General features: G+C 71.2%; 31 protein-coding genes. 19 read left to right on the top strand and 12 right to left on the bottom strand.

The window, feature by feature from the left end:
- The first annotated feature begins 10 nt into the window (after positions 1–10).
- A complete protein-coding gene (locus QM720_RS03055; RefSeq protein ID WP_415124690.1) occupies positions 11–478 on the top strand; it encodes a PhzA/PhzB family protein in 468 nt (155 codons plus the stop codon).
- A gap of 327 nt (positions 479–805) precedes the next feature.
- Here the strand turns inward: QM720_RS03055 and QM720_RS03050 are convergent, their stop codons facing one another.
- The gene (locus QM720_RS03050) at positions 806–1,570 is read right to left on the bottom strand and encodes an SDR family NAD(P)-dependent oxidoreductase (RefSeq protein WP_415124689.1); all 765 of its coding nucleotides are present in this window, start codon (positions 1,568–1,570) and stop codon (positions 806–808) included.
- A gap of 252 nt (positions 1,571–1,822) precedes the next feature.
- On the opposite strand from QM720_RS03050, the gene QM720_RS03045 reads away from it, so the two are divergent.
- Both QM720_RS03045 and QM720_RS03040 read left to right on the top strand, forming a co-directional pair.
- Positions 1,823–2,737 (top strand): LysR family transcriptional regulator, encoded by a 915-nt coding sequence (locus QM720_RS03045; RefSeq protein WP_415124688.1) that lies wholly within the window; start codon positions 1,823–1,825, stop codon positions 2,735–2,737.
- A 117-nt stretch (positions 2,738–2,854) separates the two neighbouring features.
- Entirely contained in the window at positions 2,855–3,250 is a 396-nt protein-coding gene (locus QM720_RS03040) for a hypothetical protein (protein WP_415124687.1), read from the top strand.
- Positions 3,251–3,252: 2 nt separating this feature from the next.
- Here QM720_RS03040 and QM720_RS03035 read toward each other — a convergent pair whose 3' ends face one another.
- Entirely contained in the window at positions 3,253–4,173 is a 921-nt protein-coding gene (locus QM720_RS03035) for a LysR substrate-binding domain-containing protein (RefSeq protein WP_415124686.1), read from the bottom strand.
- Between the two features lie 94 nt (positions 4,174–4,267).
- Between QM720_RS03035 and QM720_RS03030 the strand changes: the two genes are divergently transcribed.
- Together QM720_RS03030 and QM720_RS03025 are read left to right on the top strand one after the other, a co-directional pair.
- Positions 4,268–4,555, top strand: a complete 288-nt coding sequence (locus QM720_RS03030) for a type II toxin-antitoxin system Phd/YefM family antitoxin (protein ID WP_415124685.1) — start codon at positions 4,268–4,270, stop codon at positions 4,553–4,555.
- The gene (locus tag QM720_RS03025) at positions 4,555–4,962 is read left to right on the top strand and encodes a type II toxin-antitoxin system VapC family toxin (protein ID WP_415124684.1); all 408 of its coding nucleotides are present in this window, start codon (positions 4,555–4,557) and stop codon (positions 4,960–4,962) included. The genes QM720_RS03030 and QM720_RS03025 overlap by 1 nt, the downstream gene beginning before the upstream one ends.
- 4 nt (positions 4,963–4,966) lie before the next feature.
- On the opposite strand, the gene QM720_RS03020 is transcribed toward QM720_RS03025, so the two are convergent.
- The 4 genes from QM720_RS03020 to QM720_RS03005 all read right to left on the bottom strand — a co-directional run bounded on the left by QM720_RS03020 (position 4,967) and on the right by QM720_RS03005 (position 7,962).
- Positions 4,967–5,935: a fumarylacetoacetate hydrolase family protein gene (locus tag QM720_RS03020; protein ID WP_415124683.1), complete on the bottom strand. Its 969-nt coding sequence runs from the start codon at positions 5,933–5,935 to the stop codon at positions 4,967–4,969.
- Between the two features lies 1 nt (position 5,936).
- Positions 5,937–6,230: a putative quinol monooxygenase gene (locus tag QM720_RS03015; RefSeq protein WP_415124682.1), complete on the bottom strand. Its 294-nt coding sequence runs from the start codon at positions 6,228–6,230 to the stop codon at positions 5,937–5,939.
- Between the two features lie 135 nt (positions 6,231–6,365).
- Positions 6,366–7,133 (bottom strand): cyclase family protein, encoded by a 768-nt coding sequence (locus QM720_RS03010; RefSeq protein ID WP_415124681.1) that lies wholly within the window; start codon positions 7,131–7,133, stop codon positions 6,366–6,368.
- Positions 7,134–7,245: 112 nt separating this feature from the next.
- Positions 7,246–7,962, bottom strand: a complete 717-nt coding sequence (locus QM720_RS03005) for an SDR family NAD(P)-dependent oxidoreductase (protein ID WP_415124680.1) — start codon at positions 7,960–7,962, stop codon at positions 7,246–7,248.
- 170 nt (positions 7,963–8,132) lie between these two features.
- On the opposite strand from QM720_RS03005, the gene QM720_RS03000 reads away from it, so the two are divergent.
- The 3 genes from QM720_RS03000 (at position 8,133) to QM720_RS02990 (ending at position 10,354) form a co-directional block, all read left to right on the top strand.
- Positions 8,133–8,414 (top strand): type II toxin-antitoxin system Phd/YefM family antitoxin, encoded by a 282-nt coding sequence (locus tag QM720_RS03000; RefSeq protein WP_415124679.1) that lies wholly within the window; start codon positions 8,133–8,135, stop codon positions 8,412–8,414.
- A complete protein-coding gene (locus QM720_RS02995; protein WP_415124678.1) occupies positions 8,414–8,821 on the top strand; it encodes a type II toxin-antitoxin system VapC family toxin in 408 nt (135 codons plus the stop codon). Before QM720_RS03000 ends, QM720_RS02995 begins: the two co-directional genes overlap by 1 nt.
- A 156-nt stretch (positions 8,822–8,977) precedes the next feature.
- On the top strand, positions 8,978–10,354 hold the full coding sequence (locus QM720_RS02990) for an NADP-dependent succinic semialdehyde dehydrogenase (RefSeq protein WP_415124677.1): 1,377 nt from the start codon (positions 8,978–8,980) through the stop codon (positions 10,352–10,354).
- 489 nt (positions 10,355–10,843) lie between these two features.
- On the opposite strand, the gene QM720_RS02985 is transcribed toward QM720_RS02990, so the two are convergent.
- From QM720_RS02985 to QM720_RS02975, 3 genes are all read right to left on the bottom strand, one after another.
- A complete protein-coding gene (locus QM720_RS02985; RefSeq protein ID WP_415124676.1) occupies positions 10,844–11,926 on the bottom strand; it encodes an NADP-dependent oxidoreductase in 1,083 nt (360 codons plus the stop codon).
- An 85-nt stretch (positions 11,927–12,011) separates the two neighbouring features.
- Positions 12,012–12,539: an RpiB/LacA/LacB family sugar-phosphate isomerase gene (locus QM720_RS02980; RefSeq protein WP_415124675.1), complete on the bottom strand. Its 528-nt coding sequence runs from the start codon at positions 12,537–12,539 to the stop codon at positions 12,012–12,014.
- 95 nt (positions 12,540–12,634) lie between these two features.
- Positions 12,635–13,501: a VOC family protein gene (locus QM720_RS02975; protein WP_415124674.1), complete on the bottom strand. Its 867-nt coding sequence runs from the start codon at positions 13,499–13,501 to the stop codon at positions 12,635–12,637.
- 104 nt (positions 13,502–13,605) lie between these two features.
- Here QM720_RS02975 and QM720_RS02970 point away from each other — a divergent pair, with 104 nt between their 5' ends.
- The 9 genes from QM720_RS02970 (at position 13,606) to QM720_RS02930 (ending at position 20,636) form a co-directional block, all read left to right on the top strand.
- Positions 13,606–14,541, top strand: coding sequence for a LysR family transcriptional regulator (locus QM720_RS02970; protein WP_415124673.1), 936 nt, complete (start codon positions 13,606–13,608; stop codon positions 14,539–14,541).
- Between the two features lie 51 nt (positions 14,542–14,592).
- Positions 14,593–15,777, top strand: coding sequence for an FAD-dependent oxidoreductase (locus QM720_RS02965; protein WP_415124672.1), 1,185 nt, complete (start codon positions 14,593–14,595; stop codon positions 15,775–15,777).
- On the top strand, positions 15,774–16,358 hold the full coding sequence (locus tag QM720_RS02960; protein ID WP_415124671.1) for a cupin domain-containing protein: 585 nt from the start codon (positions 15,774–15,776) through the stop codon (positions 16,356–16,358). The genes QM720_RS02965 and QM720_RS02960 overlap by 4 nt, the downstream gene beginning before the upstream one ends.
- A complete protein-coding gene (locus QM720_RS02955) occupies positions 16,358–16,777 on the top strand; it encodes a VOC family protein (protein WP_415124670.1) in 420 nt (139 codons plus the stop codon). The genes QM720_RS02960 and QM720_RS02955 overlap by 1 nt, the downstream gene beginning before the upstream one ends.
- Positions 16,774–17,568, top strand: coding sequence for an SDR family NAD(P)-dependent oxidoreductase (locus tag QM720_RS02950; RefSeq protein ID WP_415124669.1), 795 nt, complete (start codon positions 16,774–16,776; stop codon positions 17,566–17,568). The genes QM720_RS02955 and QM720_RS02950 overlap by 4 nt, the downstream gene beginning before the upstream one ends.
- Positions 17,569–17,619: 51 nt before the next feature.
- Positions 17,620–18,792, top strand: a complete 1,173-nt coding sequence (locus QM720_RS02945) for an alpha/beta hydrolase family protein (protein ID WP_415127787.1) — start codon at positions 17,620–17,622, stop codon at positions 18,790–18,792.
- Positions 18,793–18,858: 66 nt separating this feature from the next.
- On the top strand, positions 18,859–19,086 hold the full coding sequence (locus tag QM720_RS02940; RefSeq protein ID WP_415124668.1) for a FitA-like ribbon-helix-helix domain-containing protein: 228 nt from the start codon (positions 18,859–18,861) through the stop codon (positions 19,084–19,086).
- Positions 19,083–19,487 (top strand): type II toxin-antitoxin system VapC family toxin, encoded by a 405-nt coding sequence (locus tag QM720_RS02935; protein ID WP_415124667.1) that lies wholly within the window; start codon positions 19,083–19,085, stop codon positions 19,485–19,487. The genes QM720_RS02940 and QM720_RS02935 overlap by 4 nt, the downstream gene beginning before the upstream one ends.
- Before the next feature lie 165 nt (positions 19,488–19,652).
- Positions 19,653–20,636, top strand: coding sequence for a fumarylacetoacetate hydrolase family protein (locus QM720_RS02930; RefSeq protein ID WP_415124666.1), 984 nt, complete (start codon positions 19,653–19,655; stop codon positions 20,634–20,636).
- Positions 20,637–21,159: 523 nt separating this feature from the next.
- Here the strand turns inward: QM720_RS02930 and QM720_RS02925 are convergent.
- Positions 21,160–22,560: an MFS transporter gene (locus QM720_RS02925; RefSeq protein WP_415127785.1), complete on the bottom strand. Its 1,401-nt coding sequence runs from the start codon at positions 22,558–22,560 to the stop codon at positions 21,160–21,162.
- Between the two features lie 77 nt (positions 22,561–22,637).
- The gene (locus QM720_RS02920; protein WP_415124665.1) at positions 22,638–23,228 is read right to left on the bottom strand and encodes a TetR/AcrR family transcriptional regulator; all 591 of its coding nucleotides are present in this window, start codon (positions 23,226–23,228) and stop codon (positions 22,638–22,640) included.
- 95 nt (positions 23,229–23,323) lie between these two features.
- Between QM720_RS02920 and QM720_RS02915 the strand changes: the two genes are divergently transcribed.
- Together QM720_RS02915 and QM720_RS02910 are read left to right on the top strand one after the other, a co-directional pair.
- Positions 23,324–24,385 carry a hypothetical protein gene (locus QM720_RS02915; RefSeq protein ID WP_415124664.1) on the top strand — a complete coding sequence of 354 codons (1,062 nt, stop codon included), beginning with the start codon at positions 23,324–23,326 and terminating at the stop codon, positions 24,383–24,385.
- A 106-nt stretch (positions 24,386–24,491) separates the two neighbouring features.
- On the top strand, positions 24,492–25,850 hold the full coding sequence (locus QM720_RS02910; RefSeq protein ID WP_415124663.1) for a CotH kinase family protein: 1,359 nt from the start codon (positions 24,492–24,494) through the stop codon (positions 25,848–25,850).
- Here the strand turns inward: QM720_RS02910 and QM720_RS02905 are convergent.
- On the bottom strand, positions 25,840–26,718 hold the full coding sequence (locus tag QM720_RS02905; RefSeq protein ID WP_415124662.1) for a helix-turn-helix domain-containing protein: 879 nt from the start codon (positions 26,716–26,718) through the stop codon (positions 25,840–25,842). The genes QM720_RS02910 and QM720_RS02905 overlap by 11 nt on opposite strands.
- Positions 26,719–26,724: the final 6 nt, after the last annotated feature.

Here is a 26,724-nt window from a genome sequence, read left to right as displayed (position 1 = left end):
GAGAAAGACGATGACCACAAAGAACACCGCACCGTGGGGTGACGCCGAACTGCGCCGCCGCAACCGAGAGACGATCGAGAAGTACTTCGCGATGGGCGGCAACCGCACGGGCCGGCACCTGCTGTTCACGCCCGACGGATCCGGAGGTCTGTACACCACTGACAGCGGCGAGCCGATCCAGTCGGTCGGGCACGAGGCACTCGCCGCCGCCGACGAGTGGAACAACACCTACTTCTCGGAATGGGAATGGCGCAACGTCGACATCTTCGAGACGCAGGATCCGAACCGCTTCTGGGTCGAATGCGACGGCGGCGGCTTCGTGCACTTCAGCGCGTACCCGACGGCGCGGTACGAGAACCACTACCTGCACTCGTTCCAGATGCAGGACGGTCTCATCAAGACCTACTGGGAGTACATGAACCCCTGTGCGGAGATGCGCGCGCTCGGCATCGACGTGCCCACGGTCCAGCGCGGTTGATCGGGCATCCCCGCTGAGCGCGCTCCTCGCGCCCGCCCGTCGCCCCCAGCCGTCGACCCCACCCCTTCCGTACGACCCGGTCGGTTGCGCACCGTGCGCAAGCGGCCGGGTCGTACGCAACCGGCAGGGTCGATGTCGGGGGTGTTGTGAGAGCGCTTGCGGGGCGAGGGCGAGGGGCGTGTGGGAGGTGGTCGCCGCGTCAAAACGCGCAGTGAGATCGCTGTACGCGCAGTGAGATCGCTGTGTTCCCGGCGATCCAGAACCTGCACGGCCGCCGGCGTGGAGAACGCCGAGCGGTTCCTCCCGAGGAGCCGAGGGCTCGTCGTCTCAGCCGAGCACGCTGCCGCCGCCGTCGACGACGAGGTTGACGCCCGTGATCCACGACGCCTCCGCCGAGGCGAGGAACAGCGCGGCGTTCACGATGTCGTCGGGCTGGCCCACACGACGCAGCGGAATGCGATCCCACGTCTCCTTGAGCGGCGGCGGCGGGTCGTTGACGAGGAACGCCGTCGCCTCGGTCTCGATGAATCCGGGCGAGATGCACACGGCGCGGATGCCGAACGGACCGCCCTCGACGGCGAGCTGCTGCGTGAGGTTGATCACGCCGCCCTTCGCCGAGCCGTGCACGTTCTGCGGGATGAACTCCACTCCCCGGATGCCGGCGATCGAGCCGATGTTGACGATGACGCCGCGCGCGGCCTTCAGGTGCGGCCAGGCGTAGTGCACGGCGTAGAAGACGAGGTTGAGCTCGAGGTTGATGTTGCGCTGCCAGTCTTCGATCGGCAGTTCGTCGATCGTGCGAAACGGCGCCTGCCAGCCGGCGTTGTTGTACAGCACGTCGATCGCGCCGTACGTCGCGACGGCGTCGTCGATCCACTGCGAGACCTGCTGCGGGTCGCCGGCATCCACCGTGAACCCGGTGACCTCGCCGCCCGCCGCGCGGATCTCCGCGGCCGTCGCGTCGAGCCTCGCGGTGTCGAGGTCGCAGCCGACGACCTTCGCGCCTTCTGCGGCGAACCGCTTCGCCGCCTGCCTGCCCATCCCGGCGCCGATGCCGCTGATGAGCACGACCTTGCCGTCGTACCGTCCCATCTCTGTCTCCTCCTCGAGTGACGCGTTCCGCGTTCGACCTGCCCCCATCCTGGCTGCCCCCGCGCCGCCCGTCCCCACGCCGAATGCGATGCCAGGTATGCCCCGCCCGCCCCCGCCCCGCGAAACCTCGCATATGTCGGCGACACGCCGGCCGAAGCGTGCGTAAGACGTACATTTGCGAGGTTTCGCGGGGGACGGGGCGGGGGACGGGGTGGGGATGGGGTGGGGTGGGGCGGCGGGTACGATACGGGCATGGCGGGCAGCGGACACGATCTCAACCTCCTCGTGCCCCTGCGTGCCCTGCTGGAAGAGGCCAACGTCACCCGCGCGGGCCAGCGCGTCGCGATGGGGCAGTCGTCGATGAGCTCGGCGCTGTCGCGGCTGCGGACGGTGTTCAACGACGAGCTGCTGGTGCGGGTGGGGCGCGAGTACGAGCTGACGCCGTTCGCACGCATGCTGCTGCCGCAGGTGCAGGAGACGGTCCCGCTGATCGAGCGCGTGCTCACGGGGGAGCAGCAGTTCGCCCCGGCATCCAGCCCGCGTCGCGTCACGATGATGATGACCGACTACGGCACGATGCGGCTGCGCGGGCCGCTCGCCCAGGTGCTGGAAGCGGCGCCCGAGATGGAGGTCGACGTCACCCCGCTGCCCGAGCGGCCGATGGAGAGCGAGCGCGACCTCATCACGCACGACTTCGTCGTGACGGTGGCCGGCATCGGCATCGAGGGCGAGAGCGCCGACCTGTTCGTCGACGAGTACGTGTGCCTCGTCGATCCGGCCAACCCGGCCCTCGTCGACGGCGCGCTGTCGTTCGAGGCGTTCGTGGCCCTGCCGCAGGCCGTGGCGCAGTTCGGCCGCCTGCACTTCACCCCCGCCGACCGGCGGCTGCGCGAGCTCGGCGTCGATCGCAGCGAGCCGCGCGTGACCGCCGGCAGCTTCTTGCCGTTGCCGTCGATCGTGGCGGGCACCGACCTGGTGGCCGTCGTCCCGCGCGTGCTCGCCGAACGGCTCGGCCCGGCCAACGGTGTGATCGGCGTCGACGCGCCGTTCGGCCGCGTGCCGATCGACCTCAAGCTGTGGTGGCACGAGAGCCACGACAGCGACCCGGCGCACGTGTGGTTTCGCGAGCAGCTGCTGGCCGCCGTGCGGGCCGAGGCCGCCGGCTGACGCCGGCGACCCGATAGGTGGCATCGCCACCGTCGTGTTCCCGTGCACGCGCGGGCGACGTACGTTCGGTGCAGGCAGCAGCACGATTGCGTGCGATGGATGTCCCCTGGAGTGTCGATGGCGGTCTCAGCAGTGCTGATCGAGGGTGCCGATGTCTCGGCGCTCGCCGTGGCGATCGCCCTGGCCGAGCAGGGCGCCGAGGTGGCCGTCGTGCACCCGGCGGTGCCTCTCGAGCGGGCGGCATCCGAGGGTGCACAGACGGATGCCGAGGCGCAGGCGGCGCTGCTCGCGCGCGCCCGCCTGCTGGGCATCGAGGTGCGGCCCGGCCTCGGCGTCGTCGGCTGCGTGCACGTCGACCAGTACATCGAGGCCGAGCTGACCAACGGGCGCATCGAGAACTACGACGTCGTGATCGACGGGCTGCCCGGTCGGCGCCGGATCGTCACGGGCGACGAGACGCGGCGCACGGCCGTCGCCGACGTCGTCGATCGGGCGCTATCAGCGGTGCGCTGAGGTCATGCCGGGTCGCCGGCGAACTCGACGCGCTCGGCGACCGTGCGCAGGATCGTGAGCAGCCAGCGCAGCGCCGGGTCGTCGTCGCGGGACGGATGCCAGAACACCGACTCCACCAGCACGGGAAGCTGCACCGGGATGCGTGCGACGACGAGGTCCAGCTCGCCGGCGTAGAGGTCGGCCAGACGCGCGGGGACGAACCCGAACATGTCGGTGCCGGCGACCGCGAACGGCACGGGCAGGAACCCCGGGACGGTGCGCGCCACCCGCGGGGCGATGCCGTGCTCGGCGAGGGTCTCGTCGGCGTACATCACGATGCCGTCGGCGAGGGCCACCTGCACGTACGGCAGGGTGACGAGGTCGTCGAGGCCGAGCCCGTCGTCGTCGAGGCTCGGATGGCCGCTCCGTACGATGCACACCATCGTGTCGGAAAAGAGCGACCGCCGCTTGCCGGGCACCCCGTGCGAAGCCGAGGCGATCGCGACGTCGTCGCGCAGCAGGTCGATCGGGTCGAGCGCGCCCTGCGGGCTGAACTCGACCGAGACGCCGGGAGCCTCGACGCCGAGCACCTCCAGCAGCGGCGCCGTCATGACCGACAGTGCATAGTCGGATGCCGACAGGCGGAACTGCCGGTCGCTCCTGTGCGGGTCGAACATGGGCCGTACGTTGAGGGTGCGATCGATCTCGCTGAGCGCCGCGCGCACGACCGGCTGCAGAGCCTGCGCCTTCTCGGTCAGCTCCGACGTGCGGCCGCTGCGGATGAGCAGCGGGTCGTCGAGCAGCGTGCGCAGCCGCGCCACGGCGCCGCTGACGGTCGGCTGGGTCGTCCCCAGCACCTCGGCCGCGCGCGTGAGGTTGCGCTCGGTGAGGATCGCGTCGAGCGTGACGATGAGGTTGAGGTCGATGCCGCGCAGTTCGTCCATGGCGTTCCCGAGCCTATCCGCGGGAGCCGGCCGCGTCCGGCATCCGATCGGAGGCATTGTTGTACGTCAATGTACAACAACGTACAATCGGGGTATGAGCATCACCGCGAGCATGGCCCGGCAGACCCTCCCGGCCCAACTCGACCGGGTCGAGGCGGGCCAGGTGGTCGAGATCACCCGGCACGGCCGCGTCGTCGCCGTGCTCGCGTCGCCGAGTGCCTTGCGCAGTCGGCATCCATCACCGGCGTCGGCAGCCGGGGAAACCGCTGCGGCGCTGCTCGATCGGCTGCGCGCGAAGCCGCTCGCCCCGGCCGCGCTGAGCTCGGAGTGCGCCGACGACCTCGTCGCGCAGCTGCACGCCGAGCGGACTGCGCGCGGCTGATGCGCGTCGCCTTCGATGCTGACGTCCTCATCTACGCTGGCGCCGTCGGCCACCCGGTGGGGGAGCGCATCCGGGTGTTGCTTCAGGACGAGGCGATCGAACCTGTCGGATCGCTGCTGCTGCTCGTCGAGGTGCTCGCGAAGCCGATGCGGCGTGCGCCCGGATCGGCCGACGTCGAGGCTCTCGCCTCGGTGCTCTCTCGCCTCGAACTGTTGCCGCTCGATGAGGATGCCGGCCGGCTGGCACTCGGCTTTGCGGTGCACTACGGACTGCGTGCAGCGGATGCCGCACACCTCGCGACGGCCGTGACTGCAGGAGCCGCGATGTTCGTCACGAACAATCGCAAGGACTTTCCGCAGGCGATCGCTGAGATCGACGTCGTCTTCCCGGACGACCTGTCGATCTGACGCCTCAGAGGCGGTCGTCGCCGTAGGTGCGGCGGGCCGGCGGCACGGTGTGGCCGGGGCTGCGCTGCTCCACGATGCGGTTGGAGATCGTGCCGAGACCCTGCACCGTCATCGTGACGACGTCGCCGACCTGCAGCGGCGGGATCACGAGCTCGCCGCCCGCGCGCGCCCAGCGCTCCGACAGCGCCCCCTGCGAGGCCGTGCCGGTGGCCAGCACGTCGCCGGCGCCGACCCAGGCGTCGCGCGAGGCGTGCACGAGCATCTCCTCGAACGACCACGACATGTTGCGCAGGTTGTCGGTGCCGACCACCTCGCCGTTGATCGCGACCGACATGTCCAGCGCGTAGCGGTCGCCCTCGCGATACTGCTCCAGCTCGTCGGGGGTCGTGATCCACGGCCCCAGCGTGTTCGCGAAGTCCTTGCCCTTGTTCGGGCCCAGGCCCACGCGCATCTCGTTACCCTGGATGTCGCGGGCGCTCCAGTCGTTGAGCAGGCAGAACCCGGCGATGTGCTCGTGCGCCTCCTCGATCGGCACGTCGCGCACCGTGTGCGCCACGATCATCGCCACCTCGAGCTCGAAGTCGAGCTTCGTGGTGAACGGCGGCATCGGGATGTCGGCACCGGTCGGCACGACCGACCACGGGTTCATGAACAGGAACGCGGGCGCCTCGTACCACTGCGGCGGCACCTGGCCGTTGCCCGGCTCGTTCTTCTTCATGCCGGCGATGTGGGCCTCGAAGACGAGGAAGTCGCGCATCGCGCGTGGCTGCACGGGCACCGCGAAGACGGCATCCTCGATCGGCAGCTTCTGGTAGCGGCCGCCGCGCACGTCGAGGTCGCGACGACGCTCTTCCGGCATCGCGAGCAGGTCCAGGATCTCGGGGTCGCCCGGCACGTCCAGGAGGCGGCCGTGCTGTACGCGGCCGGTGTGGACGATGCCGTTGGGCCCCACGTAGCGCGCGTACTGCGCCATCTCAGAAGTCCAGCGTCTCGTAGAAGTCGCGCTGGCGCGTCTCGAGGACGGGAATGGCCTGGCCGAGCGCCCACTGCTCGAAGTGCGGGTAGGTGCCGTGGGCCTTGAAGGCGGCCTCGTCGGCGTACACCTCGAAGATGCGGAAGACGTTCGGCTCCGCGGGGTCCTGGTAGGCCTGGTAGTAGAGGTTGCCGGGCTCCTCGCGCGAGGCGGGGGAGAGCTTCTCCAGAGCGTCGCGGACGGTCTCCGCCTCGCCGGGCTTGGCGGTCCAGGTGGCGCTGCACACGAATGCCATGAGTGTGTTCCTTTCGGACGTCGTCGTCGGGGCCTTGATCCCCAGTGGTTTCAGGCTAGGAGCGCCGCGGATGCGGGGACAGGCCGTCGCGCCGATGCCAGGCATCGCCCGCGACCAGCGCCCGCCCCGGCGCGGTCACTCGTCGAAGAGGGCGACGGCGCGGGTCCACCCGGCCGAGGCGCCGCGCACCTTCGCGGGGAAACACGCGACGGTGAAGCCGAACGCGGGCACCTGCTCGAGGTTCTGCAGCTTCTCGATCTGGCAGTAGCCCACGTCGATGCCGGCCTTGTGGCCCTCCCACACGATCGACGGGTCGCCGGTCTCCTCGAACTGCTTGCGGTTGATCGACACGGGCAGATCCCAACCCCACGCATCCGTCCCGACGACGCGCACGCCCTTGCCGGTGAGGTGCAGGGTGGCCTCGCGCCCGAAGCCGATGCCGGTGTCGATGTAGTCCTCGCGGCCGTAGGCGGCGGCGGCGACCGTGTGCGCCAGCACGATGTCGAGGGGCTGCAGCTCGTAGCCGATGCGGTCGAGCTCGGCGTCGATGTCGGCGGCGGTCACGAGGTGCCCGGTGGGGAGGTGCCGCAGGTCGAGCTTGACGCCGGGCCGGAAGAACCAGTCCAGCGGCACCTCGTCGATCGTCCAGGCCTTCTCGCCGCCGTTCATCGTCGGGTGGTAGTGCCAGGGGGCGTCGACGTGCGTGCCGGCGTGCGTCGTGATCGTCACCGTCTCGGCGGCCAGCCCCTGCCCGTCGGGCAGCTGTTCGGGCAGGATGCCGTACATCGCGTACATGTCCTTCAGGCCCGCGATGTGATCCTTGTACTCGATCTGAGGCCGCAGGAACGGCGGGTCGACCGGGATGACGGCATCCAGCGGCATGGACAGGTCTACGAAACGCATGGGCACTCCTTCGTCTGCCGTCCATCATCCGTGCGCGCGCCGCGCGGCAACACCCGCATCCGCACATGCATGGCATCGGCGAGCCCGGGGTGAGCGCTCCCGTGCCCGTTCCTCAGATGCGGCTCTCGCCGCCGTCGACGAGGAGGGTCTGCCCGGTCATGAACGCGGCGTCGTCCGAGAGGGCGAACGACACGACCGCGGCGATGTCGGCGGGCTGCCCGGTGCGCCCGATCGCCTGCCGCTCGCGCACCGCCGCGAAGTGTTCGGCCGGCACGTCGGCGAGGGCGTGCGCGGTCGCGGTCAGTCCCGGCGCGACGGCGTTGATCGTGATCCCCAGCGGCCCGAGCTCGGTGGCCAGGGCCCGCACGAGTCCGGTCAGCGCGCCCTTGCTCGCGATGTAGTGGGCCATCATCGGCGGCGGTGCGAACTGGCTCGACGATGTGATCATGACGATGCGGCCGGCGCCGGCCTCGCGCATGCCCGGCAGCACGGCGCGCACGAGATTCGCGCCGCCGGTCACGTTGACGCCGAACGTGCGGTCCCACACGTCCCGGTCGAGGGTCTCGAACGCCGCGATCCGCTGATACGCGGCGCAGTGCACGAGCGCGCCGATCGGGCCGGGCCCGGATGCCGCCCGCTCGACGGCGGCGGCGACCTGCGCGGCGTCGGAGATGTCGCAGACGAGGTCGAGCACGCCCTCACGCGGCTGCGGCGGCACCTCCAGGTCGAGGCTCGCGACGCGATACCCGTCGGCCCGCAGCCGTTCGACGATCGCCGCACCGATGCCGCGCGCGCCACCACTGACGATCGCGGCTGAGTTCTCCGACATGACGACTCCTTCGACGGGACTCATCATCGACCGCGGCGGCGGGCCGCGACAGGCCGTCGCGGCCATGCCAGGCATCGCTGCGAGAGCGGCACGATCGTCGCGAGGTGCTGGTTCCGGCGAGCCCATGCCTGATATAGACCAATGACTAGTCTCTGGTCTAAAGTGAATCCATGAGCAATTCGGTCCCGGTCTTCACGGCCGTGCGCACCGTGAGCCTGGCCGAGGCCAAGGCGCACCTGTCGGCGCTGGTCGCGGCGGTCGAGGCCGGTGAAGCGATCACGATCACCAAGCACGGGCGCCCCGTCGCCAACCTCTCGCCGGCGCACGAGCACCGCTCGGCGCCCGAGGCGATCGCGGCATGGCGACTCTACCGGGCGTCTCATCCGGCTGCGCCGCCCGGCGACTTCGATGTCACTGACCGCCGCACCCTTCATACGGGGCACCGGTACTGATGCCGATCGTCGTCGATGCATCGGTCACGATCTCATGGTTCTTCGGCGCCGAGCGCATTCCCTCCGTCGAAGATCTGTGGGATGAGGTGTCGGGGTCTGGGGTCGTCGTGCCGACGATCTGGTCGTACGAGGTCGCGAATCGCCTCGGTCGCTCACTGACCGCCGGCGAGATTCCCGCGACGGAGGTGGCGGCTTTCTTCGCCATGCTCGAAACGCTCCAGCCCGTGACGGTGCAGCCGTCTCTCACGGCGCTGGTCGCGCGAATGACGGCGACCGGCCTCACCGCCTGCGATGCGGCGTATCTCGACGTCGCGGCGGCGCGGGGGCTGGCTCTCGCGACCCTGGACCGGCGCCTGCGCGAGGCCGCGGCCCAGGCCGGCATCGCCGTGCTGCCCGAGTCGTTCTGAGAGCCCCGGCGGGCGTGCGCCGCGATCGTGCACCGCCAGTCAAGGGCGTGCACGCAGACGATGTGCCCATGGCACCCATCTCGCGAGAGAATGGACGCAGCGACGCATTCCGCCGTACGCTCACGACGTCACCCGCCTCGAAGAGGAGCATCCGCCATGGCCATCGCGACGATCAACCCGTTCACCGGGCTCACCGAGCAGGAGTTCGCAGCGCACACCGACGCAGAGGTCGACGCGCGCATCGCGGCCGCCCAGGCGGCGTACGAGACGATGCGCGGCACCACCTACGCGCAGCGCGCGCAGTGGATGCGAAACGCCGCGCAGCTGCTCGAAGACGACGTCGAGCACGTCGCCCGCCTCATCACGATCGAGATGGGCCGCCCGATCAAGGGCGCCCGCGCCGAGGTGCTCAAGAGCGCCAAGGGGCTGCGCTACTACGCCGACAACGCCGAGCAGCTGCTCGCGCCCGAGCAGCTCGCCGACCCGTCCGTCGTCGGGGCCTCGTCGGCCGGCACCCGTTACGCGCCGATCGGCGTGATCCTCGCCGTCATGCCGTGGAACTACCCGATCTGGCAGGTGCTGCGCTTCGCGGGGCCCGCGCTCATGGCCGGCAACGCGGGCCTGCTCAAGCACGCGTCGAACGTGCCGCAGGCGGCCCTCTACCTCGACACCCTGTTCGAGCGCGGTGGCTTCCCGGTCGGCGCGTTCCACTCGCTGCTGATCCCGGCATCCCGCGTCGAGGGCGTGCTGCGCGACCCGCGGGTGAAGGCCGCGACCCTCACCGGTTCCGAGCCGGCCGGTCGCTCGCTCGCCTCGATCGCCGGTTCCGAGGTCAAGCACGTCGTGCTCGAGCTCGGCGGCTCCGACCCCTTCGTCGTCATGCCGAGCGCCGACATCGACAAGGCGGCATCCGTCGCGGTCACCGCGCGCAACCAGAACAACGGACAGTCGTGCATCGCGGCGAAGCGCTTCATCGTGCACACCGACGTCTACGACGAGTTCACGCGCCTGTTCTCCGAGCGGGTCGCGGCGCTGAGCCTCGGCGACCCGCTCGACGAGTCGACCGACGTCGGGCCGCTCGCGACCGAGTCGGGCCGCGACGAGCTCGAAGGCCAGGTGGCGGATGCCGTCGCCAAGGGCGCCGTCGTGCGTGTCGGCGGCGTCGTGCCCGACCGCGACGGGTGGTTCTACGAGCCGACCGTGCTCGAGGGCATCACGCCCGAGATGCGCCTGCACCTGGAGGAGGCCTTCGGCCCGGTCGCGACCGTGTACCGCGTCGCGAACCGCGAGGAGGCGCTCGCGCTCGCCAACGGCACGACCTTCGGGCTCAGCTCGGCGGTGTGGACCAACGACGCCGAGGAGGAGGACTGGTTCATCCGGGGCCTCGACGCCGGTGCCGTCTTCGTCAACGGCATGACCGCCTCGTACCCCGAGCTGCCCTTCGGCGGCGTCAAGGACTCGGGCGTCGGCCGCGAGCTGGCCGCCGCCGGCATCCGCGAGTTCTGCAACCTGCAGACGGTCTGGAAGGGCTGACGCCCCGCCCCCACCCCCGCGAGACCTCACAAATGTCCGCGACACGCCGCGCGAAGCGCGCAGAAGCCGACATTTGTGAGGTTTCGCGGAAGAAGCGGGGGTGCGGCGGGCGGGGCGCGGCGGGGCGCGGCGGGGCGGGCTCGGCGCGGCGGGGTTCGCGGCGCCGCCTGCGTCGGCGTTCATCCGGCGCAAAGCGGCGTCATCGCGGCGGATGGCCGCGATTCGCGACGGATGAGGAGAGGTCGGCCTTGTTCATCCGGCGCACAGTGGTGCTATCTCGCGAGTTGGCCACGATTCGCGACGGATGAACCCGTCGTCGGGGCTGACTCCGCCGCCTGCGCGACCCGGACATTTCTGAGGTCTCGCGACGCCTACATCTGTGAGGTCTCGCGAGACCTCGCAAATGTCCGCGACACGCCGTGCGAAGCGCGCAGAAGCCGACATTTGTGAGGTTTCGCGGAGGGTTGGGGGGCGGGGGAAGTGGGCGGGTCAGGGGAGGATGACGACCTTGCCGGGGGCGTGGGACGACTCGAGCGCCGTGAACGCCGCGGCGACCTCGTCGAGGGGGAAGGATGCCGCCACCGGCAGCACGAGGGTGCCGGCGGCGATGCGGTCGGCGAGCCCGGCGAGGTTCTCGGGGGTGCGCGCTTCGCGCTCGGCGTTCTGGACGCCCAGTTCGGCCCCGGCGGCGTAGGCGGCGATCGCCGCCATGCGGTCGACCGGCACGCCCAGGGCGATGCCGGCATCCAGGGCGTCGCGGCCGTGGCAGTCCACGACCGCAGTGACCCGGCCCTGCGCGGATGCCGGGGCGGCCACGCGCTCGGTGGACCCCTGCGCGGATGCCGGGGCGGCCACGCGCTCGGTGGACCCCTGCGCGGATGCCGGGGCGGCCACGCGCTCGGTGGGCCCCTGCGCGGATGCCGGGGCGGCCACGCGGCCGGTGGGCTTCTCGCCGGAGGCCAGGGTGGCCACGCGCTCCGCGAGCCCCTCGCCGTATGCCGTCGGCTCGATGCCGAGCGACCGCAGCAGGTCGTGGTTGCGGGGCGAAGCCGTGCCGATGACGCGGGCGCCGGCATCCCTGGCCAGCTGCGACACGACGAGCCCGACGCCGCCGGCGGCGCCTCCGACCAGCAGCGTGTCGCCCGCGCCGACGGGCACGGTGACAAGGCACGACACGGCGGTCAGGCCGGCGACCCACAGGGCGCCGGCGACCTCGACCGGCACGGCATCCGGTCGCCGCGCGACCTCGCGCGCCGACGCGATCACGCGCTCGGCCACCGCGCCGCCGGCACGGCCCATGACCTCGTCGCCGACCGCGATCGGGGTGCCGTCCCAGAAGACGGCACCCTCGCCGACCGCCTCGACGGTGCCGGCGAAGTCGCCGCCGGTGCGACGGGGGAACGGGGCCTCCGACGGGATGAAGCCGCTGCGCAGCTTGCCGTCGAACGGGTTCAGGCCCGCCGCGTGCACGCGCACCGCAAGCTGGCCGGAGCCCGGCTGAGCGTCATCGACCTCGCCGACGTAGAGAACCTCGGGTCCGCCGGTGCGGTCGTACAGGGCTGCGCGGGGCATGGTTCTCCTCAGGTGGATGCGTGACCGACAGAACGAAGAACACGGATGCCGGCGCCGTCATTCCGGCGGCGGACCTGCGCACGGGTCAGTGCGTCTCCTCGTGGCGGACGGCGATCTGCTCGGGCTCGAGCTGCACCGCCCAGCCCTCGATCGTGCCGGCGTTCTCGTACTCCTCGATCTGCAGGATCTGCCGGCCGCGCTCGACCGTCTGCTGCATGGGCGACGTGACGAACGCGTACACGTTCAGCCAGGCCGACTCGGGGTAGGCGACGCCGTCGAGCACGAGCACGTTGGCGTCGACGACGGCACGGGAGTTGATCGCGTCGCGCGGCGAACTGCTCGTCACGGCGCGCGCCCCGTTGACCTTGTTCGCCGCGACGGCACCGGCGGCGGGCTCGCCGACGACGAACACGCCGAACGCGTCGATGCCGGCATCCTGGTCTTCGACGACCGACCCGCCGACGCGGATCGCGTACACGGGGTAGTCGTCGCCCGCGTCGTACTCGTCGGCGCCGTGCCAGACGGTGTCGAATCCGGATGCCGCAGCCCGCTCGTGCAGGGCGCGGCCGAGCTCATAGCCGCCGTGATCGGCGGCGAAGTGGATGCGTGCCATGTTCTGACCTCCTGTGGACGTGTCTGCTCAGACCGGCGGGGCCACGAACAGGCCCTTGTCGATGTCGTTGAACGACTCGCGCGCCACCAGCTCGCTCATCTCCTGCGCCGTGCCCCACTGGTCCTGCGTGGAGAGATGGCTGATGTCGTGGCGGTGCGCCTCCCACGTGTCGTCGTCGACCATGGCCAGCTCGGTCGTGTACTCGATCGTGTTGCCGGCCGGGTCGAGGAAGTAGGCGAACGTGTTGTCGCCGGCGTTGTGCCGGCCGGGCCCCAGATCATGCGGGCTCCGGAACGGAGGATCTTGCCGGCGCCGCGCATCCATTCCTCGATGCCGCGCATCTCGAAGGAGAGGTGGTGCAGCGAATGGTGCGGCCCCATCGCGACGGCGATCGAGTGGTGGTTGGGGTTGCAGCGCAGGAAGTGCATCATGTCGGTGCCGTCGGGCCGCACGAGCGAGTCGGAGATCGTGAAGTCGAGGTGGTCGATGTACCACTGCACCGTCTCGTTGAGGTGCTGCGAGTTGAAGACCATGTGCGAGAGCTTCGCCGGGATCGGCTCGCGCTCGCGGATCTTGCGCGCCTCGCGGGTCTGGTAACCGGTGGAGAACTCGAGGGCGCGGCCGTCGCCGTCGAACACGCGGAAGCCGTAGCCGCCGCTGTACCCGGTGAGCGCCTGCGGCTCGTGGATGAACTGCACGCCCTCGGCGTGCAGCTTCGCGGCCAGCGCGTCGACGTCGGCGCGGGTGCGCACGCCGAAGCCGGCGAGGTCGATGCGCTTGTCGTCTTTGCGCAGGCGCAGGATGAAGGGCTCCTCCGAGCCCTCCGCCGCGAGGTAGCTGACGCCGTCTTCGGCGTGCACCTCGGTCAGACCCCAATGCGTGACGAAGAAGTCGCGCTCCTGTTCGAAGTTCGGCACCGCGAGCGCGGCGTAACGCAGATGGGAGACGAGCCGCTCAGTCATCGTCGACCTTTCTTCGAGTATCGGTGGCGCGCCGGTGGCAGCCACCCCGAGAGTAAGTCGGGGGTGCGCCCGAGCGCCATGCCCCGGGCGGATACCATGCATCTGTGGCCAGCGTCGACACCGATCTCAATCTGCTCGTGGCGCTGCGCGCGCTGCTGGAGGAGGCGAACGTCACGCGGGCCGGCGAGCGGGTGGGCAGCGGCCAGTCCACGATGTCGACGGCGCTGGCGCGACTGCGCGCCGTGTTCCACGACGAACTGCTCGTGCGCGTCGGCCGCGACTACGAGCTCACGCCGCTGGCCCGCCAGATCCTGCCGCACGTGCAGCTGACGCTGCCGCTCGTGGCGCAGGCCCTCGGGCAGCAGGCGCCGTTCGACCCGGCGACGAGCCGCCGCACCTTCGGCATCCAGGTCACCGACTACGCGGCCGTCGAGCTGCGCCCGTTCTTCGCCCTCGCCCGTGCCGCGGCCCCCGGCATCCGGTTCGACGACCTGCGCCTGCCGGCCACGCCCACCGACGCGGAACGCGATCTGCTGGCGCACGACTTCGTCGTCGCGACGCCCGGCATCGGCATCGACGGGGAGAGCATGGAGCTGTTCCGCGACGAGTACGTCGTGATCGCCGATCGCGGCAATCCGCTCGTCGCGGGCGGCGAGATCTCGCTCGACGACCTGTTCGCGAGCCCCTTCATCCGCTGCGACTTCGGGCGCGCGCACCTGACCCCCGTCGAACGCCGCCTGCACGAGCTCGACCTGCACCCCCGCGTGCGGGTGACCACCTCGACGCTGCTGTCGGTGCCGCTGATCGTGTGCGGCACCGACCTCGTCGGCATCGTGCCGAGCCGGCTCGCCCGCCGGGCCGCGGCCGGCACCGTCGCGGTGCCGACGCCCTTCCCCACCGTCGAGCTGATCCAGCGCCTGTGGTGGCATCCCGCGCACGACCGCGACGAGGGGCACGCCTGGCTGCGCGCGCTCGCCGCGCAGTGCGTCGACAGCGGCGCACTGTCGGCGGCGCCGGCCGGCACTGGCGTCGCCCGATAGCAGGCATCGCCGCAGGCCGCTGGCGGCGGATGCGGGCACCGCCGTAGCGTCGTGCCAGGACTCAGGCGCGTCGGCGGTGTTGCACGTGCTGCGAAAGGGAAGACGAACATGTCGGTTCAGAATGTGCTCATCGTCGGCGGTGGGTTCACGGGGCTCACTGCGGCCATCGCCCTCGCCCAGCGCGACGTCAAGGTCACGCTCGTCGACCGGGTGTCCGCGTGGGCGCGCGTCGGCCACGGCCTCACCATCCAGGGCAACGCGCTGCGCGTGTTCCGGGAGCTCGGCGTGATCGACGAGATCCTCGCGGTCGGCCAGCCCGAGAACGCCGTGACCTTGTACTTCGCCGACGGCCGGGTCATGGCCGAGATGCCCACGCCGCGCACCGGCGGCGACGACCTGCCCGCCACGATCGGCGCGCTGCGCCCCGACCTGCACGAGATCCTCGTGCGCAAGGCGGAGTCGCTCGGCGTCGAGATCCGTCTCGGCCGGGAGCTCGTCTCGTTCGAGAACGACGGCGACACGGCGACCTCGGTGCTCTCCGACGGCACGACCGAGACGTGGGATCTCATCATCGTCGCCGAGGGCATCAAGTCGCCGACCCGGCCCAAGCTCGGCATCGCCGAAGACCGCGCCCCGAGCGGCCTCGGCATCTGGCGCGCCGTCACGTCGCGCCAACCCGAGATGACCGGCGGCATCGCCTTCCCGACCGCAGACGACGGCGGCGCCTACAAGGTCGGTTACACGCCGGTCGGCCCCGACCAGTGCTACGTCTTCGTGCTGTGCCGCCCGCAGCGCATCGAGAACGGGCTGGAGGGCTGGCAGGAGGTCAAGCGCCTGATGGCGAACTTCCACGGCGAGTTCGACTACCTGCGCGAGTCGATCGGGCCCGACACCTTCCTGAACTTCCAGGAGATCGAGTGGATCTTCGTCGAAGGCCCGTGGCACTCCGGGCGCGTCATCGCGCTCGGCGAGACCGTGCACGCCGTGCCGCCGCTCATCGCCCAGGGCGCCGCGCAGTGCGTCGAGGACGCGCTCGTGTTCGCCGAGTACGTCACCCGGCCCGGCGACCTCCAGACGCAGCTCGCCGAGTTCTACGCCCGCCGGCTGCCGCGCATCAAGGGCGTCGTCGACTCGTCGCTGCAGCTCGCGCACTGGGAGCAGAACCCCGGTTCGCCCGACGCCGACCCCGGCCGCGTCATGGCGCAGGCTCTGCTCGCCCTGGTGCCGGCGCCGTGACGGGCCAGCCGCAGGCGGCGGATGCCGGGGGCTTGCGCATCCCGCGCCGCATCGTCACCGGCCACGACGACGCGGGCGTGTCGATCGTCGTCAGCGACGGGCCTGTGCCCGTCACGCGCGAGCTGCCCGAAGACGGCGTCGCGTTCCACGAGGTGTGGGTCACCGACACGACGCCCGCCGTCATCGGCGCGGGGCCGGAAGACCCCACCGCGGGGGCGATCACCGTGCCGCCGCCCACCCACGGCACGCGCATCCGCATCAACGAGTTCCTGCCCGGGCATCTCGACGAGCGCGGCCTGCAGTCGCCCGTGCACCGCACCGAGTCGATCGACTACGGCATCGTGCTGGAGGGCGAGATCACGCTCGTCCTCGACGACAGCGAGGTCACGGCCCGCGCCGGCGACATCGTGATCCAGCGCGGCACCGACCACGCCTGGGCCAACCGCGGTGACCGCATCGCGCGCGTCGCGTTCGTGCTCGTCGGCGGCGCGTTCGCGCCGGAGCTGCTCGATGTCCTCCCCGCCGACGTCCACGCCGCGCTCATGACGCGCGGACCCCACGACGGCCCCGGAGGTGCCTGATGCACGTTGACCACGTCGGACTGTCGGTGCGCGACCTCGACGCGCAGCGCGACTGGTACCAGAAGGCCTTCGGCTTCCCGACGGCGAGCCCGTTCGAGATCGCCGCGGTCGGGTTGCGGGGCGTCTTCCTCGTCGGCCCCGACGGGGTGTCGATCGAGCTGCTCGAGCGCCGCGGGTCGACCCACCGCACCCCGGCGACGAGCCCGCCCGACGAGCTGCTCGCGCAGGGCTGGGGGCACGTGTGCCTCCGCGTGGCCGATGTCGACGCCGTCTTCGACGGGCTCGTGGATGCCGGTGCCGTCGTCGTGACCGCCCCCGCGCCCGCGCCGGAACCCGGCGTGCGCTTCGCCTTCGTCACCGACCCGGAGGGCAACTTCATCGAACTGCTCGACCGGGCGGGGCCCGTGGTGGCGTCATGACCGGCGTCCAACTGCCCGGCATCGCCGGAGGCCTCTTCGTCGTCACCGGCGCCGCCGGCGGCCAGGGCGCGAAAGAAGCCCTGCTGCTGGCGGGTCAGGGCGCCGACGTCGTCGCCGCCGACCTCCGCGACGAGGCGCCCGAGCTGCGCGCGGCGGCAGATGGCCTCCCCGGCACCGTGACCTACCGCCGCCTCGACGTCACCGACGAGTCGGAGTGGAGCGCCCTCGCCGACTCCCTCGGCGGGCGCCGCGTGAAGGGTCTCGTCAACAACGCGGGCGTCACCCACCGCGTGCGCATCGGCGCCCTCGAGCGCGCCGACTGGGATCGCGTGCTGGCGGTCAACGTCACCGGCGCGATGCTCGGCATCCAGGCCCTGCTGCCGCTGATGGATGCCGGTTCGTCGATCGTGAACATCGGCTCCGCCGCCGGCGTCACCGGCCACTACACGGCCGCGTACACGACGAGCAAGTGGGCGCTGCGCGGGCTCACGCACTCGTGCGTGACCGAGCTCGGGCCGCGCGGCATCCGCGTCAACATCGTGCACCCCGGTTACATCAACACCGAGATGACCGCGAGCGCGCCGCCCGCGTTCCGCGACGCGAACGTGCAGATCGCGCCGCTGCACCGCGGCGGCGAGCCGGAAGAGGTCGCGAACGTCGTCGTGTTCCTGCTGTCGGATGCCGCCGCCTTCGTCACCGGCGCCGAGATCGGCGTCGACGGCGGCCAGTTCCTCTCCGGCGTCGCGACCTTCCTGTCCGACGCCGTGCGTCCCCCACAGTCCGGTCGCTGAGCGCGCGCAGCGAGCCGAAACGCCCTGAGCCCAAGGAGTCACCCCGTGTACATGTATTTCCCCACCAACTACGTCTGGAGCATGTCGGTCGTCGCGACGCTCAACAACGGCGGGCTCATCGACGACGTCGACAAGGCGTCGCGGCCCGTGCTGAAGGCGTCGGAGCAGGGCGACGACGTCGGCACCGAGCTGCTGTACGGCTCGTGGCAGGCCGTCGCCGACCGGCTGCTGGCGGCCGCCGAGGCCGACGAGGCCCGCGGTTGGCGCAAGGGCGCCGCCGACAAGTACTACCGCGCCGCGCTGTACACCTCGCAGGCCGAGCGCCTGCAGTCGCCGAAGTGGGAGGGCCGCAAGGCCGCGTACCAGAAGTCGATCGACCTGCTGCTCAAGCACGTCGAGCTCGGCGACGTGCCGCTGACGACCGTCGACATCCTCTACGCCGGCGACGACGCGCCGGCCGGTTCGGCGCTGCCCGGCTACTTCTACCGCGCGCCGGGCGCGGGCCCGCACCCGCTCATCGTGATGTGGAACGGCCTGGACTCCACGAAGGAGATGATGTACACCTCGGGCTTCCCGCAGCAGCTGGCGGCCCGCGGCATCTCGACGCTCATGATGGATCCGCCCGGATCGGGCGAGGCGCTGCGCATGCGCGACCTGCGCGCTCGCTACGACACCGAGGTGTGGGCGGCATCCACCCTCGACTGGATCGAGGAGCACGCAGGATCGCTCGGTGTCGACCCCGGCAAGGTGGGGCTCGTGGGCTGGTCGCTGGGCGGCTACTACGTGCCGCGCGCGACCGCGTTCGAAAAGCGCATCGCGCTCGCCGTCGCGTGGGGTGCCAACTACGACTGGGCCGCCGTGCAGGAGGCGCGCCGTCGCCGCGAGGGCGAGAACCCCGTGCCGCACTACTGGGACCACGTCTACTGGGTGTTCGGGGCGACGGATGCCGACGACTTCCTGGAGAAGACGAAGAACATGCGCCTGCAGGGCGTCGTCGAGAACATCACGGTGCCGTTCCTCGTCACCCATGGCGAGGGCGACCGGCAGATTCCGGTGTCGTACGCGCACGACGAGTACGAGGCCGCCGTGGGTTCGCCCAAGCGTGAGCTGCGCATCTTCACGCAGGAGGAGGGCGGCGCCGAGCACATTGGCCTGGACAACATGCCCTACGTCGCCGAGTTCACCGCCGACTGGATCGCCGAGACCTTCGCCGAGCTGGCCTGACCTGGCCTGACGTGGCCTGACCTGTGGCGCGTCGACATGCAGAACGCATGCGACTAGCATGATCGCATGTCGACGCTCCAGGTCCGTGATGTTCCGGCGCAGACGCACCGTACGCTGAAGGCGCGAGCCGCGGCATCCGGTCGCAGTCTGTCCGAGTACGTGCTCGAGATCCTCGAGCGCGAGGCGCGGCATCCGACGCTCGACGAGTTGCTCGATCGGGTGAGCGCACGCGGGGCGATCGACCTCGGTGACAGCGCGACGCGGATCCTCCGCGCCGAACGCGACGCGGCGTGATCGCCGTCATCGACGCCTCGGCGCTCGTCGAGGTGCTGGCGATGAGCCCGCTCGGGCAGCGCGTCGCCCCGCATATGCGGGCGTCGGGCGGCGCGCTGCATCTCCCTCACCTCGCCGACGTCGAGACGGTCTCGGTCGTGCGCGGGCTCGTCGCCGGCGGGCTGCTCACGCCCGATCGCGGTGTGCAGTTCCTCGGCGATCTGCGCGACTTTCCCGCCCAACGATGGCCGGCGCACATGCTCTTCGAACGCATCTGGGAACTGCGCGCCAACGTCACCGCGTACGACGCCACCTACGTCGCCCTCGCCGAGGCCCTCGGCGGGCGTCTGATCACCACCGACGCCAAGCTCGCACGCGGGGTGGCGGGCGTGGCCGCCTGCGAGGTCGTCCTCGTCGAGTAGGTGCCCGGGGTGGCCCCGGCGCCATCGGCGCGGCGCATGTCACCCATCACCGGCCGCGGGTTGCCGCCGTGCCACCGCCCCGCGAGACTGCAAGGGTGCACCGAGACAGCAGCCGGTGCGTGCAGTCTCGGTGCACGGATGCTGTCTCGCGGGGGAGGAGTTTGCATGCGGATCGCGCGGTGGACGGACGGCGACCAGACCCGGGAGGGGATCGTCGTTGAGGATGCCGTCGTGCCCTTCCCCGACGAGGTCACCGTCGCGGGGCTGCTGGCGGCGGGGCTCGATGCGGCGCGTGCCGTGCACGACCGGATGCTGACCGCCCTCGCGGCCGGCGCGGCGCGCGCGACACCCCTGGACGAGGTGGCGCTGCTCGCTCCGCTGGTGCCGGCATCCATCCGTGACTTCGTGGCGTTCGAGGAGCATGTCGAGGGGGTCTCGGCATCCGTCGACGGCAAGAGCGAGGTCGTGCCGGAGTGGTACGAGGCGCCGACGTTCTACTTCACCAACCCGCACACGGTGCGGGCGACCGGGGTCGTGGTACCGATCCCGCAGACGCGGCGGCTCGACTTCGAGCTGGAGCTCGCGGTGATCGTCGGAGGCGTCGCCGGGTCGACCGGCGAGAGCCTCGACGTCGCCGGCGCCGCGGCGCACATCTTCGGCTACACGGTCATGAACGACTGGTCGGCGCGCGACCTGCAGTCCCGCGAGATGAAGGTGCGGCTCGGCCCCGCCAAGGGGAAGGACTTCGGCACGACGCTCGGACCGTGGATCGTCACGGCCGACGAGCTCGACCGGTACCTCGACGACGAGGGACTGCTCGCCGTGCGCGCCGAGGTGTACGTGGGCGGCACGCTCGTCGGGGAGGGCCTCGTCTCGAACATGGGCTGGACCTTCCCCGAACTGATCGCCTACGCCTCGCGCAACTCGATCGTCGTCCCGGGGGACGTGCTCGGATCCGGAACCGTCGGAAACGGCGGATGCCTCGGCGAGCTCTGGGGCCGCGGCGTCGACATCGCCGCGCTCGAACCCGGCGACGAGGTGCGCATGGTGATCGAGGGCGTCGGCGAGATCGTCAACATCGTCGGCGAGCGGATGCCGGCTCCGCCCCTGCCCCCGGCCCGCCCCCGGCCCCGCGCCCGCCACCGCTGACGCCCCGCGGGTTCATCGGTCGGTTCACGCGTGGGTTCACGCGTGGGTTCGTCCGTCGGTTCACGCGTGGGTTCCTCCGTGGGTTCACGCGTGGATTCATTCGTTGGTTCACGCGTGGGTTCACGCGTGGGTTCACGCGTGGGTTCGTCCGTCGGTTCACGCGTGGGTCCCTCCGTCGGTTCACGCGTGGGTTCACGCGTGGGTTCGTCCGTCGCAAATCGCGCCCAAACCGCTGGGTAACCGTGACATGCGACGGATGACGGATGCCCGCGGCCGTTCATCCGTCACGAAGTGGGCCCATCGCGCCGGATAGCCCCGCTTTGCGACGGATGAGGAATCCCCACCGTCGTCCCCCGGCGCAAATCGGCCCATCCCGCCCCGCTCCGCCCGCCCTCGCTCCCGCGAAACCTCACAAATGTACGCGACACGCCGTGTTTTGACCGCGGAAAGCGTACATTTGCGAGGTTTCGCGGACGGGACGGGCGGGACGGGACGGGGCGGGAGGGGGCGGAGGCGGCGGGGGTCACTCGGGGAGCGAGGGGCGGCGCTCGTGCGGGTCGCGGGCGCGGGGGATGCACAGCGCCACGGCGAGGGCGATGACCGCGGCGACGCCGCCGAGGACGAACGAGAGGCGGAAGGCATCCGCGGTCGGCACCGCCGCGCCGTCGATCTGCACGACGTGCGTCGCGAGCACGGCGCCGATCACGGCGGCTGCCGTGCTCGTGCCGAGCGAACGGCACAGCGCGTTCAGCCCGTTCGACGCCCCGGTCTCGGTCTGCGGCACCGAGCGCATGATGAGCATGGGCATCGCGGCGTAGCCGAACCCGATGCCGACGCCGATCACGACGTTCGCGACGAACAGATGCCACACCTCGGTCGACAGCAGCAGCGTGAACCCGTATGAGACGATCAGCGAGACGGCGCCCAGCACGAGCAGGAGCTTCGGCCCGACGGTGCGCGCGAGGCGCCCGGAGTAGGGCGACAAGATCATCATCATGATGCCGGCCGGCATCACGATCAGGCTCGCACCGAACAGCGACAGGCCGAAGCCGCCGGTGGCGACGGGAAGCTCGAGCATCTGCGGGTAGACGACGTTCGACGCGAACAGCGCGAACCCCATCGCGATGGAGGCGAGGTTGGTCAGCAGCACCGGACGGCGGGCGGCGACGCGCAGGTCGAGCAGCGGGCCGTCGATGCGCAGCTCGTACCAGCCCCACACGAGCAGGACGAGGATGCCGCCGACCCCGCACGCGAGCACCGGCAGCGAGGTCCAGCCCCACTCGTTGCCGCGCGAGATCGCGAGCAGGACGCCGAGGAGGCCCACCGTGAGACCGGCGGCCCCGACGTAGTCGAAGCGGCCGGCGGTGCGCAGGACGCTGACGGGCACGATCCACAGGACGAGCGCGAACACCGCGACGCCGAGGCCGGCCGACACCCAGAACAGCCCGTGCCAGTCGCCGTACTGCGTGATCAGCGCGCTGATCGGCAGGCCGATCGCGCCGCCGACGCCGAGCGTAGCGCTGATGAGGGCGATCGCGGAGTCGACGCGGCGCTCGTGCAGCACGTCGCGCAGGATCGAGATGCCCAGCGGCACGACCCCGGTCACCGCGCCCTGCAGCGTGCGCCCGACGATGAGGCCGGCGATCCCGGTCGACAGCGCCGCGATGACCGACCCGGCGACGAGCACGGCCAGCAGGACGAGCACGATGCGCCGCTTGCCGTACATGTCGCCGAGGCGCCCCGCGATGGGCGTGATGACGGCGGCGGCGAGCAGGGTCGCGGTGACGACCCACGCCGTGTCCTCGCGGCTCGCGTTCAGCAGCTCGGGCAGCTTCGCCTGGATGGGCACGACGAGCGTGAACATGAACGACGACGCGAGGCCCGCGATCGCCAGGACCGCGACGATCGCACCCTGCGGCGGCATCCGCGTGAGGCGTCGGCGTTCGGCGTCTTCGCGGGATCCCATCCGACCAGGCTATCGGTGGTGGCGGTCGGCCCGGCTCAGCGGCGGTAGACCTGCAGCAGGCCCGCGAGGTAGGCGTCTTCGTCGAAGTCGGGGAGGACGGCGCGCTGGATGAGGTAGCCCGGGGCCGCCGACACCACGACGGGAGTGACGAGGCGGGCCCACTCGTGCGGGTCGCCGTCGACGCGGCCCGGCTCGGCGGCGGCCCACGCCGCCAGCTCGGCGCGCAACAGTGCCTGTACCTGGCCGAAGATGCGGCCGGCGACCTCGCGGACGTCGTCGTCGAGCGGCGCTTCGGCCCAGATCTGCGGGATGACGTGCGACAGCTGCTCCTGACGCAGCCCCCCGATGAGGGTCGCCATGATCTCGCCGGGCGAAAGTGGTGCGCCGTCGTTGCGCGCCGCGGCGAGGTCGGCCTGCCGGGCGTCGAGCACGCGTTCGGCGACGGCGACGAGCAGTTCCTGCTTACCGCTGAAGTGGCCGTAGATCGCCCCGGCCGACAGCCCCGACTCCTCGATGACCGCCGACATGGAAACCCCGCGGTACCCGTCGCGCAACACGCAGCGCACCGCCGCGTCGATGATCTCGTCGCGGCGGGCGGCGCGGTAGGCGTCGGAGACCTTGGGCATGCGGCCAGTCTAGGCAGACGTGTTGGCGCGCCGCGCTTTTCATGGTAAAAAGAACGAACGTTCGTTTTATCTTCTTCCGACGAAGGATGCCGGCCATGTCCGCTGCCCCAGACACCCACACCGCCCACACCCCGATCGCCCGGATCTTCGCCATCGCGGCGGGGATCTCCGTGCTCGTCGCCCTCATCGTGATGGCCTTCTCGTGGCCGGCGGTGACCGCGGAGGCGAAGGACATCCCGGTCGCCGTGGCGGGGCCGGAGCAGGCCGTGACCGCGATCGAGGAGCAGTTCGCCACCGGCGACAGCCCCTTCGAGCTGACCGTCGTCGACGACCGCGACGCCGCCGTGACGGCGATCCGCACGCGCGAGGCCGCCGGCGCGATCGTGCTCGGCGACGCCCCCGAACTGCTCACCGCATCGGCGGCGGGCACCTCGGCGGCCGTCGTCAAACAGCTCGCGACGCCGCTGCAGGCGGCGTTGAACGCGCAGGCCGCCGCGGCATCCGCCGCCTCCGGTCAGCAGATCACCGCCCCCACCCTCGTCGTGACCGATGTCGTGCCGTTCGCCGAGAGCGACGCGGCGGGCCTCGGCATGAACGCCGCGTTCTTCCCGCTGCTGCTGGGCGGCATGGCCGGCGGCATCGCCATCGCGTTCCTCGTCGTCGGGTCGCTGCGGCGCGTGCTCGCCGTGACCGTCTACGCGGTCTTCGGCGGGGCGCTGCTGACCGGCATCCTGCAGGGGTGGTTCGGGTCGATCCAGGGCGACTACTGGGCCAACGCCGCGGCGTTCGCGCTGTCGCTCGCCGCGATCGCCGCGCCCATCGTCGGCGCCGTCGCCGTCATGGGCCGCGCCGGCATCGCGGTCGGCCCGGTCGTCATGATGCTGTTCGCCAATCCCATCTCGGGCGCCGCGCTCCCGTCGTCGTACCTGCCGGGCGCGTGGGGCGCCGTCGGCCACTGGTTCCCGCCGGGGGCGTCGGCCGTGCTCGTGCGCAACCTGTCGTACTTCCCCGACGCCGATTCGACGTTCCCCTGGCTCGTGCTCGCCGGATGGACGGGCGTCGGCCTGCTGCTGGCCCTCGTCGGCCGCTTCCGCACCGCGGGCGGCAGCGAGCCCGACGCCCAGGCCGCCCACGAGGACGACCCCGTCGCCGCGTAGCCCTCACCGTACGGCAGCGACTCGACGCGGTCGGCGCCGCCGCGCCACGGCAGATGCACGCGCCCCGCATAGAGGCTCCATAGCGGCGGATGGTCTGCTGGAGGCCATGATCATCCGCCGACGCGCCTTGGCCGCCACGGCATCCGTCGTGCTCGTGCTGGGCCTTGCGACGGCGTGCTCGACCACAACAACCTCCACGGCCGACGCCGCCTCGGGCGAGCGAGCCAGCACCACCACGACGACCTCGAGCCTGTGGGACACCTCGGTCGTGCACACCATCTCGATCTCCTACGACCAGGACGACTACGACGCGCTGATCGCCGCCTACCTCGACTCGGGCGAGAAGGAGTGGATGTCGGCATCCGTCACGATCGACGGGGTGACGTACGACGACGTGGGCATCAAGCTCAAGGGCAACTCGACTCTGCGATCGCTGTCGACGAGCGCGGATGCCGAGCTCAGCTCGCAGCACCCGGAAGATCTGCCGTGGCTCATCCGCCTCGACAAGTACGTCGACGGGCAGAACGCCGACGGCACGACCGAGCTCGTCGTGCGCGGCAACAGTTCCGAGACCTCGCTGAACGAGGCCGTCGCGCTCGACCTGCTGGCGGCGGCGGGACTCGCGTCGGAGCCGGCCATCTCGGCCCGCGTCGAGGTCGGCGGTCAGAGTGCGCTGCGCCTCGTGATCGAAAACCCCGACGAGGAGTGGATGACGGCGCAGATGCCGGATGCGACAGCGCTCTACAAGGCCGATGCCGACGGCGACTACTCGTACCGTGGCGACGACCCGGACTCGTACACCGACGTGTTCGACCAGGAGGCGGGCGATGACGACCTGACGCCGCTCATCGACTTCTTGCAGTTCATCAACGAATCCGACGACGCGACGTTCGAGGCGGATCTGTCGGACCACCTCGACGTCGACGCGTTCGCGACCTACCTCGCCTACCAGGAGCTCGTCGACAACTTCGACGACATCGACGGGCCGGGCAACAACTCCTACCTCGCGTACGACGCGAGCACCGGGAAGATGACGGTCGTCAACTGGGATCTCAACCTCGCGTTCGGCGGGTCGCCCGCCGGCGGCGGCAACGGCGGTGGCAACGGCGGTGGCGGCGGCGGCAACGGCGGTGGTGGTGGTAACCGCCCCGGCGGCGGCGCTCAGGACGGTGCTCAAGGCGGCGCTCAAGACGATGCGCAGAGCGGTGCGGCCGGCGGCCAGGGCGGTGGCGGCGGCAAGAGCGGCAACAACATCCTCGCGACGCGCTTCCTCGCCGACGACACGTTCAAGGCTCTCTACGAGTCGGAGCTCGAGCGCCTCACCGACGTGCTGTACACCTCCGGACTCGCGCAGCAGTTGCTCGACGCCCGCGTCGCCGTGCTCGAACAGGGCGCGTCCGACCTCGTCTCGACCGCCACGATCGAGTCGGAGGCGAAGAGCATCGCCGGGTACTTCAGCGGGTGAGGCCCGCGGCGTCGCCGGCGACAGGGGAGGCGGCATCTATCGACAGCGCACCCAGCAGGGTCAGCGCGTCGGCGGAGGTTGACCCCGGTTCGGCGGTGAACACCGACAGGCGCAGGCCCGGGTCGGCGGGCAGCTCGAGCGCCTCGTAGGTCAGCACGAGGTCGCCGACGTGGGGGTGGCGGATGTGCTTGACGCCGGTGCGATGGTGGCGCACGTCGTGTGCGGCCCACAGCGTACGGAACGGCTCCGACCGCGTCGACAGCTCGCCGACGAGGTCGGTGAGGCGCTTGTCGTACGGGCTGCGGCCGGCCTCGCCGCGCAGAGCCGCCACGAGCTCGGAGGCGACCTGATCCCACTGCGGGTAGAAGTCGTGCGCCGCCGGGTTCAGAAAGAGGAACCGTGCGCTGTTCGGCACGGCCTCGGCGAACACCGGCGCGTACAGCGCCCGCCCGAGCCGGTTCGCGCCGACGTAGTAGTGGTGCCCGTCGATGACGGTCGCCGGGGCGTCGATCGCCTCGAGCAGACGCTGGATGCCGGGGCGCAGCCCGTCGCGTCGCGGCGCCGTGCGGGGCGCCAGCGGCGATGCGTGCGCCGCACGGGCGAGGTCGAACAGGTGGGCGGTCTCGGCGTCGTCGAGCTGCAGGGCACGCGCGAGCGCGCCGAGCACGGCGTCGGACACGCCCGACAGGTCACCGCGCTCGAGGCGCGTGTAGTAGTCGACGCTCACGCCGGCCAGGAGCGCCACCTCTTCGCGGCGCAGGCCCGGCACGCGCCGGTTGCCGCCGTACGCCGGCAGACCGGCGCGGTCGGGGGTGAGACGGTCCCTGCGCGACTGCAGGAACTCACGGACGTCGGCGCGTCGATCCATGCCTCC

The sequence above is a fragment of the Microbacterium sp. genome, assembly GCF_047602155.1.
Classification (GTDB): Bacteria; Actinomycetota; Actinomycetes; order Actinomycetales; family Microbacteriaceae; genus Microbacterium.
This window is presented reverse-complemented; position numbering and strand designations above follow the sequence as displayed.

Bases quoted from the DNA above. Each gene is read 5' to 3' on its own strand.
- QM720_RS02915 (WP_415124664.1), top strand. From the start codon at position 23,324: ATGTCCGCTGCCCCAGACACCCACACCGCCCACACCCCGATCGCCCGG.
- QM720_RS02940 (WP_415124668.1), top strand. From the start codon at position 18,859: ATGTCGACGCTCCAGGTCCGTGATGTTCCGGCGCAGACGCACCGTACG.
- QM720_RS03055 (WP_415124690.1), top strand. From the start codon at position 11: ATGACCACAAAGAACACCGCACCGTGGGGTGACGCCGAACTGCGCCGC.
- QM720_RS02905 (WP_415124662.1), bottom strand. From the start codon at position 26,718: ATGGATCGACGCGCCGACGTCCGTGAGTTCCTGCAGTCGCGCAGGGAC.
- QM720_RS02910 (WP_415124663.1), top strand. From the start codon at position 24,492: ATGATCATCCGCCGACGCGCCTTGGCCGCCACGGCATCCGTCGTGCTC.
- QM720_RS03000 (WP_415124679.1), top strand. From the start codon at position 8,133: ATGAGCAATTCGGTCCCGGTCTTCACGGCCGTGCGCACCGTGAGCCTG.
- QM720_RS02925 (WP_415127785.1), bottom strand. From the start codon at position 22,560: ATGCCGCCGCAGGGTGCGATCGTCGCGGTCCTGGCGATCGCGGGCCTC.
- QM720_RS03025 (WP_415124684.1), top strand. From the start codon at position 4,555: ATGCGCGTCGCCTTCGATGCTGACGTCCTCATCTACGCTGGCGCCGTC.
- QM720_RS02995 (WP_415124678.1), top strand. From the start codon at position 8,414: ATGCCGATCGTCGTCGATGCATCGGTCACGATCTCATGGTTCTTCGGC.
- QM720_RS02955 (WP_415124670.1), top strand. From the start codon at position 16,358: ATGCACGTTGACCACGTCGGACTGTCGGTGCGCGACCTCGACGCGCAG.
- QM720_RS03040 (WP_415124687.1), top strand. From the start codon at position 2,855: ATGGCGGTCTCAGCAGTGCTGATCGAGGGTGCCGATGTCTCGGCGCTC.
- QM720_RS02950 (WP_415124669.1), top strand. From the start codon at position 16,774: ATGACCGGCGTCCAACTGCCCGGCATCGCCGGAGGCCTCTTCGTCGTC.
- QM720_RS03050 (WP_415124689.1), bottom strand. From the start codon at position 1,570: ATGGGACGGTACGACGGCAAGGTCGTGCTCATCAGCGGCATCGGCGCC.
- QM720_RS02945 (WP_415127787.1), top strand. From the start codon at position 17,620: ATGTATTTCCCCACCAACTACGTCTGGAGCATGTCGGTCGTCGCGACG.
- QM720_RS02930 (WP_415124666.1), top strand. From the start codon at position 19,653: ATGCGGATCGCGCGGTGGACGGACGGCGACCAGACCCGGGAGGGGATC.
- QM720_RS03020 (WP_415124683.1), bottom strand. From the start codon at position 5,935: ATGGCGCAGTACGCGCGCTACGTGGGGCCCAACGGCATCGTCCACACC.
- QM720_RS02920 (WP_415124665.1), bottom strand. From the start codon at position 23,228: ATGCCCAAGGTCTCCGACGCCTACCGCGCCGCCCGCCGCGACGAGATC.
- QM720_RS02990 (WP_415124677.1), top strand. From the start codon at position 8,978: ATGGCCATCGCGACGATCAACCCGTTCACCGGGCTCACCGAGCAGGAG.
- QM720_RS03005 (WP_415124680.1), bottom strand. From the start codon at position 7,962: ATGTCGGAGAACTCAGCCGCGATCGTCAGTGGTGGCGCGCGCGGCATC.
- QM720_RS03030 (WP_415124685.1), top strand. From the start codon at position 4,268: ATGAGCATCACCGCGAGCATGGCCCGGCAGACCCTCCCGGCCCAACTC.
- QM720_RS03010 (WP_415124681.1), bottom strand. From the start codon at position 7,133: ATGCGTTTCGTAGACCTGTCCATGCCGCTGGATGCCGTCATCCCGGTC.
- QM720_RS03015 (WP_415124682.1), bottom strand. From the start codon at position 6,230: ATGGCATTCGTGTGCAGCGCCACCTGGACCGCCAAGCCCGGCGAGGCG.
- QM720_RS02985 (WP_415124676.1), bottom strand. From the start codon at position 11,926: ATGCCCCGCGCAGCCCTGTACGACCGCACCGGCGGACCCGAGGTTCTC.
- QM720_RS03045 (WP_415124688.1), top strand. From the start codon at position 1,823: ATGGCGGGCAGCGGACACGATCTCAACCTCCTCGTGCCCCTGCGTGCC.
- QM720_RS02975 (WP_415124674.1), bottom strand. From the start codon at position 13,501: ATGACTGAGCGGCTCGTCTCCCATCTGCGTTACGCCGCGCTCGCGGTG.
- QM720_RS02980 (WP_415124675.1), bottom strand. From the start codon at position 12,539: ATGGCACGCATCCACTTCGCCGCCGATCACGGCGGCTATGAGCTCGGC.
- QM720_RS03035 (WP_415124686.1), bottom strand. From the start codon at position 4,173: ATGGACGAACTGCGCGGCATCGACCTCAACCTCATCGTCACGCTCGAC.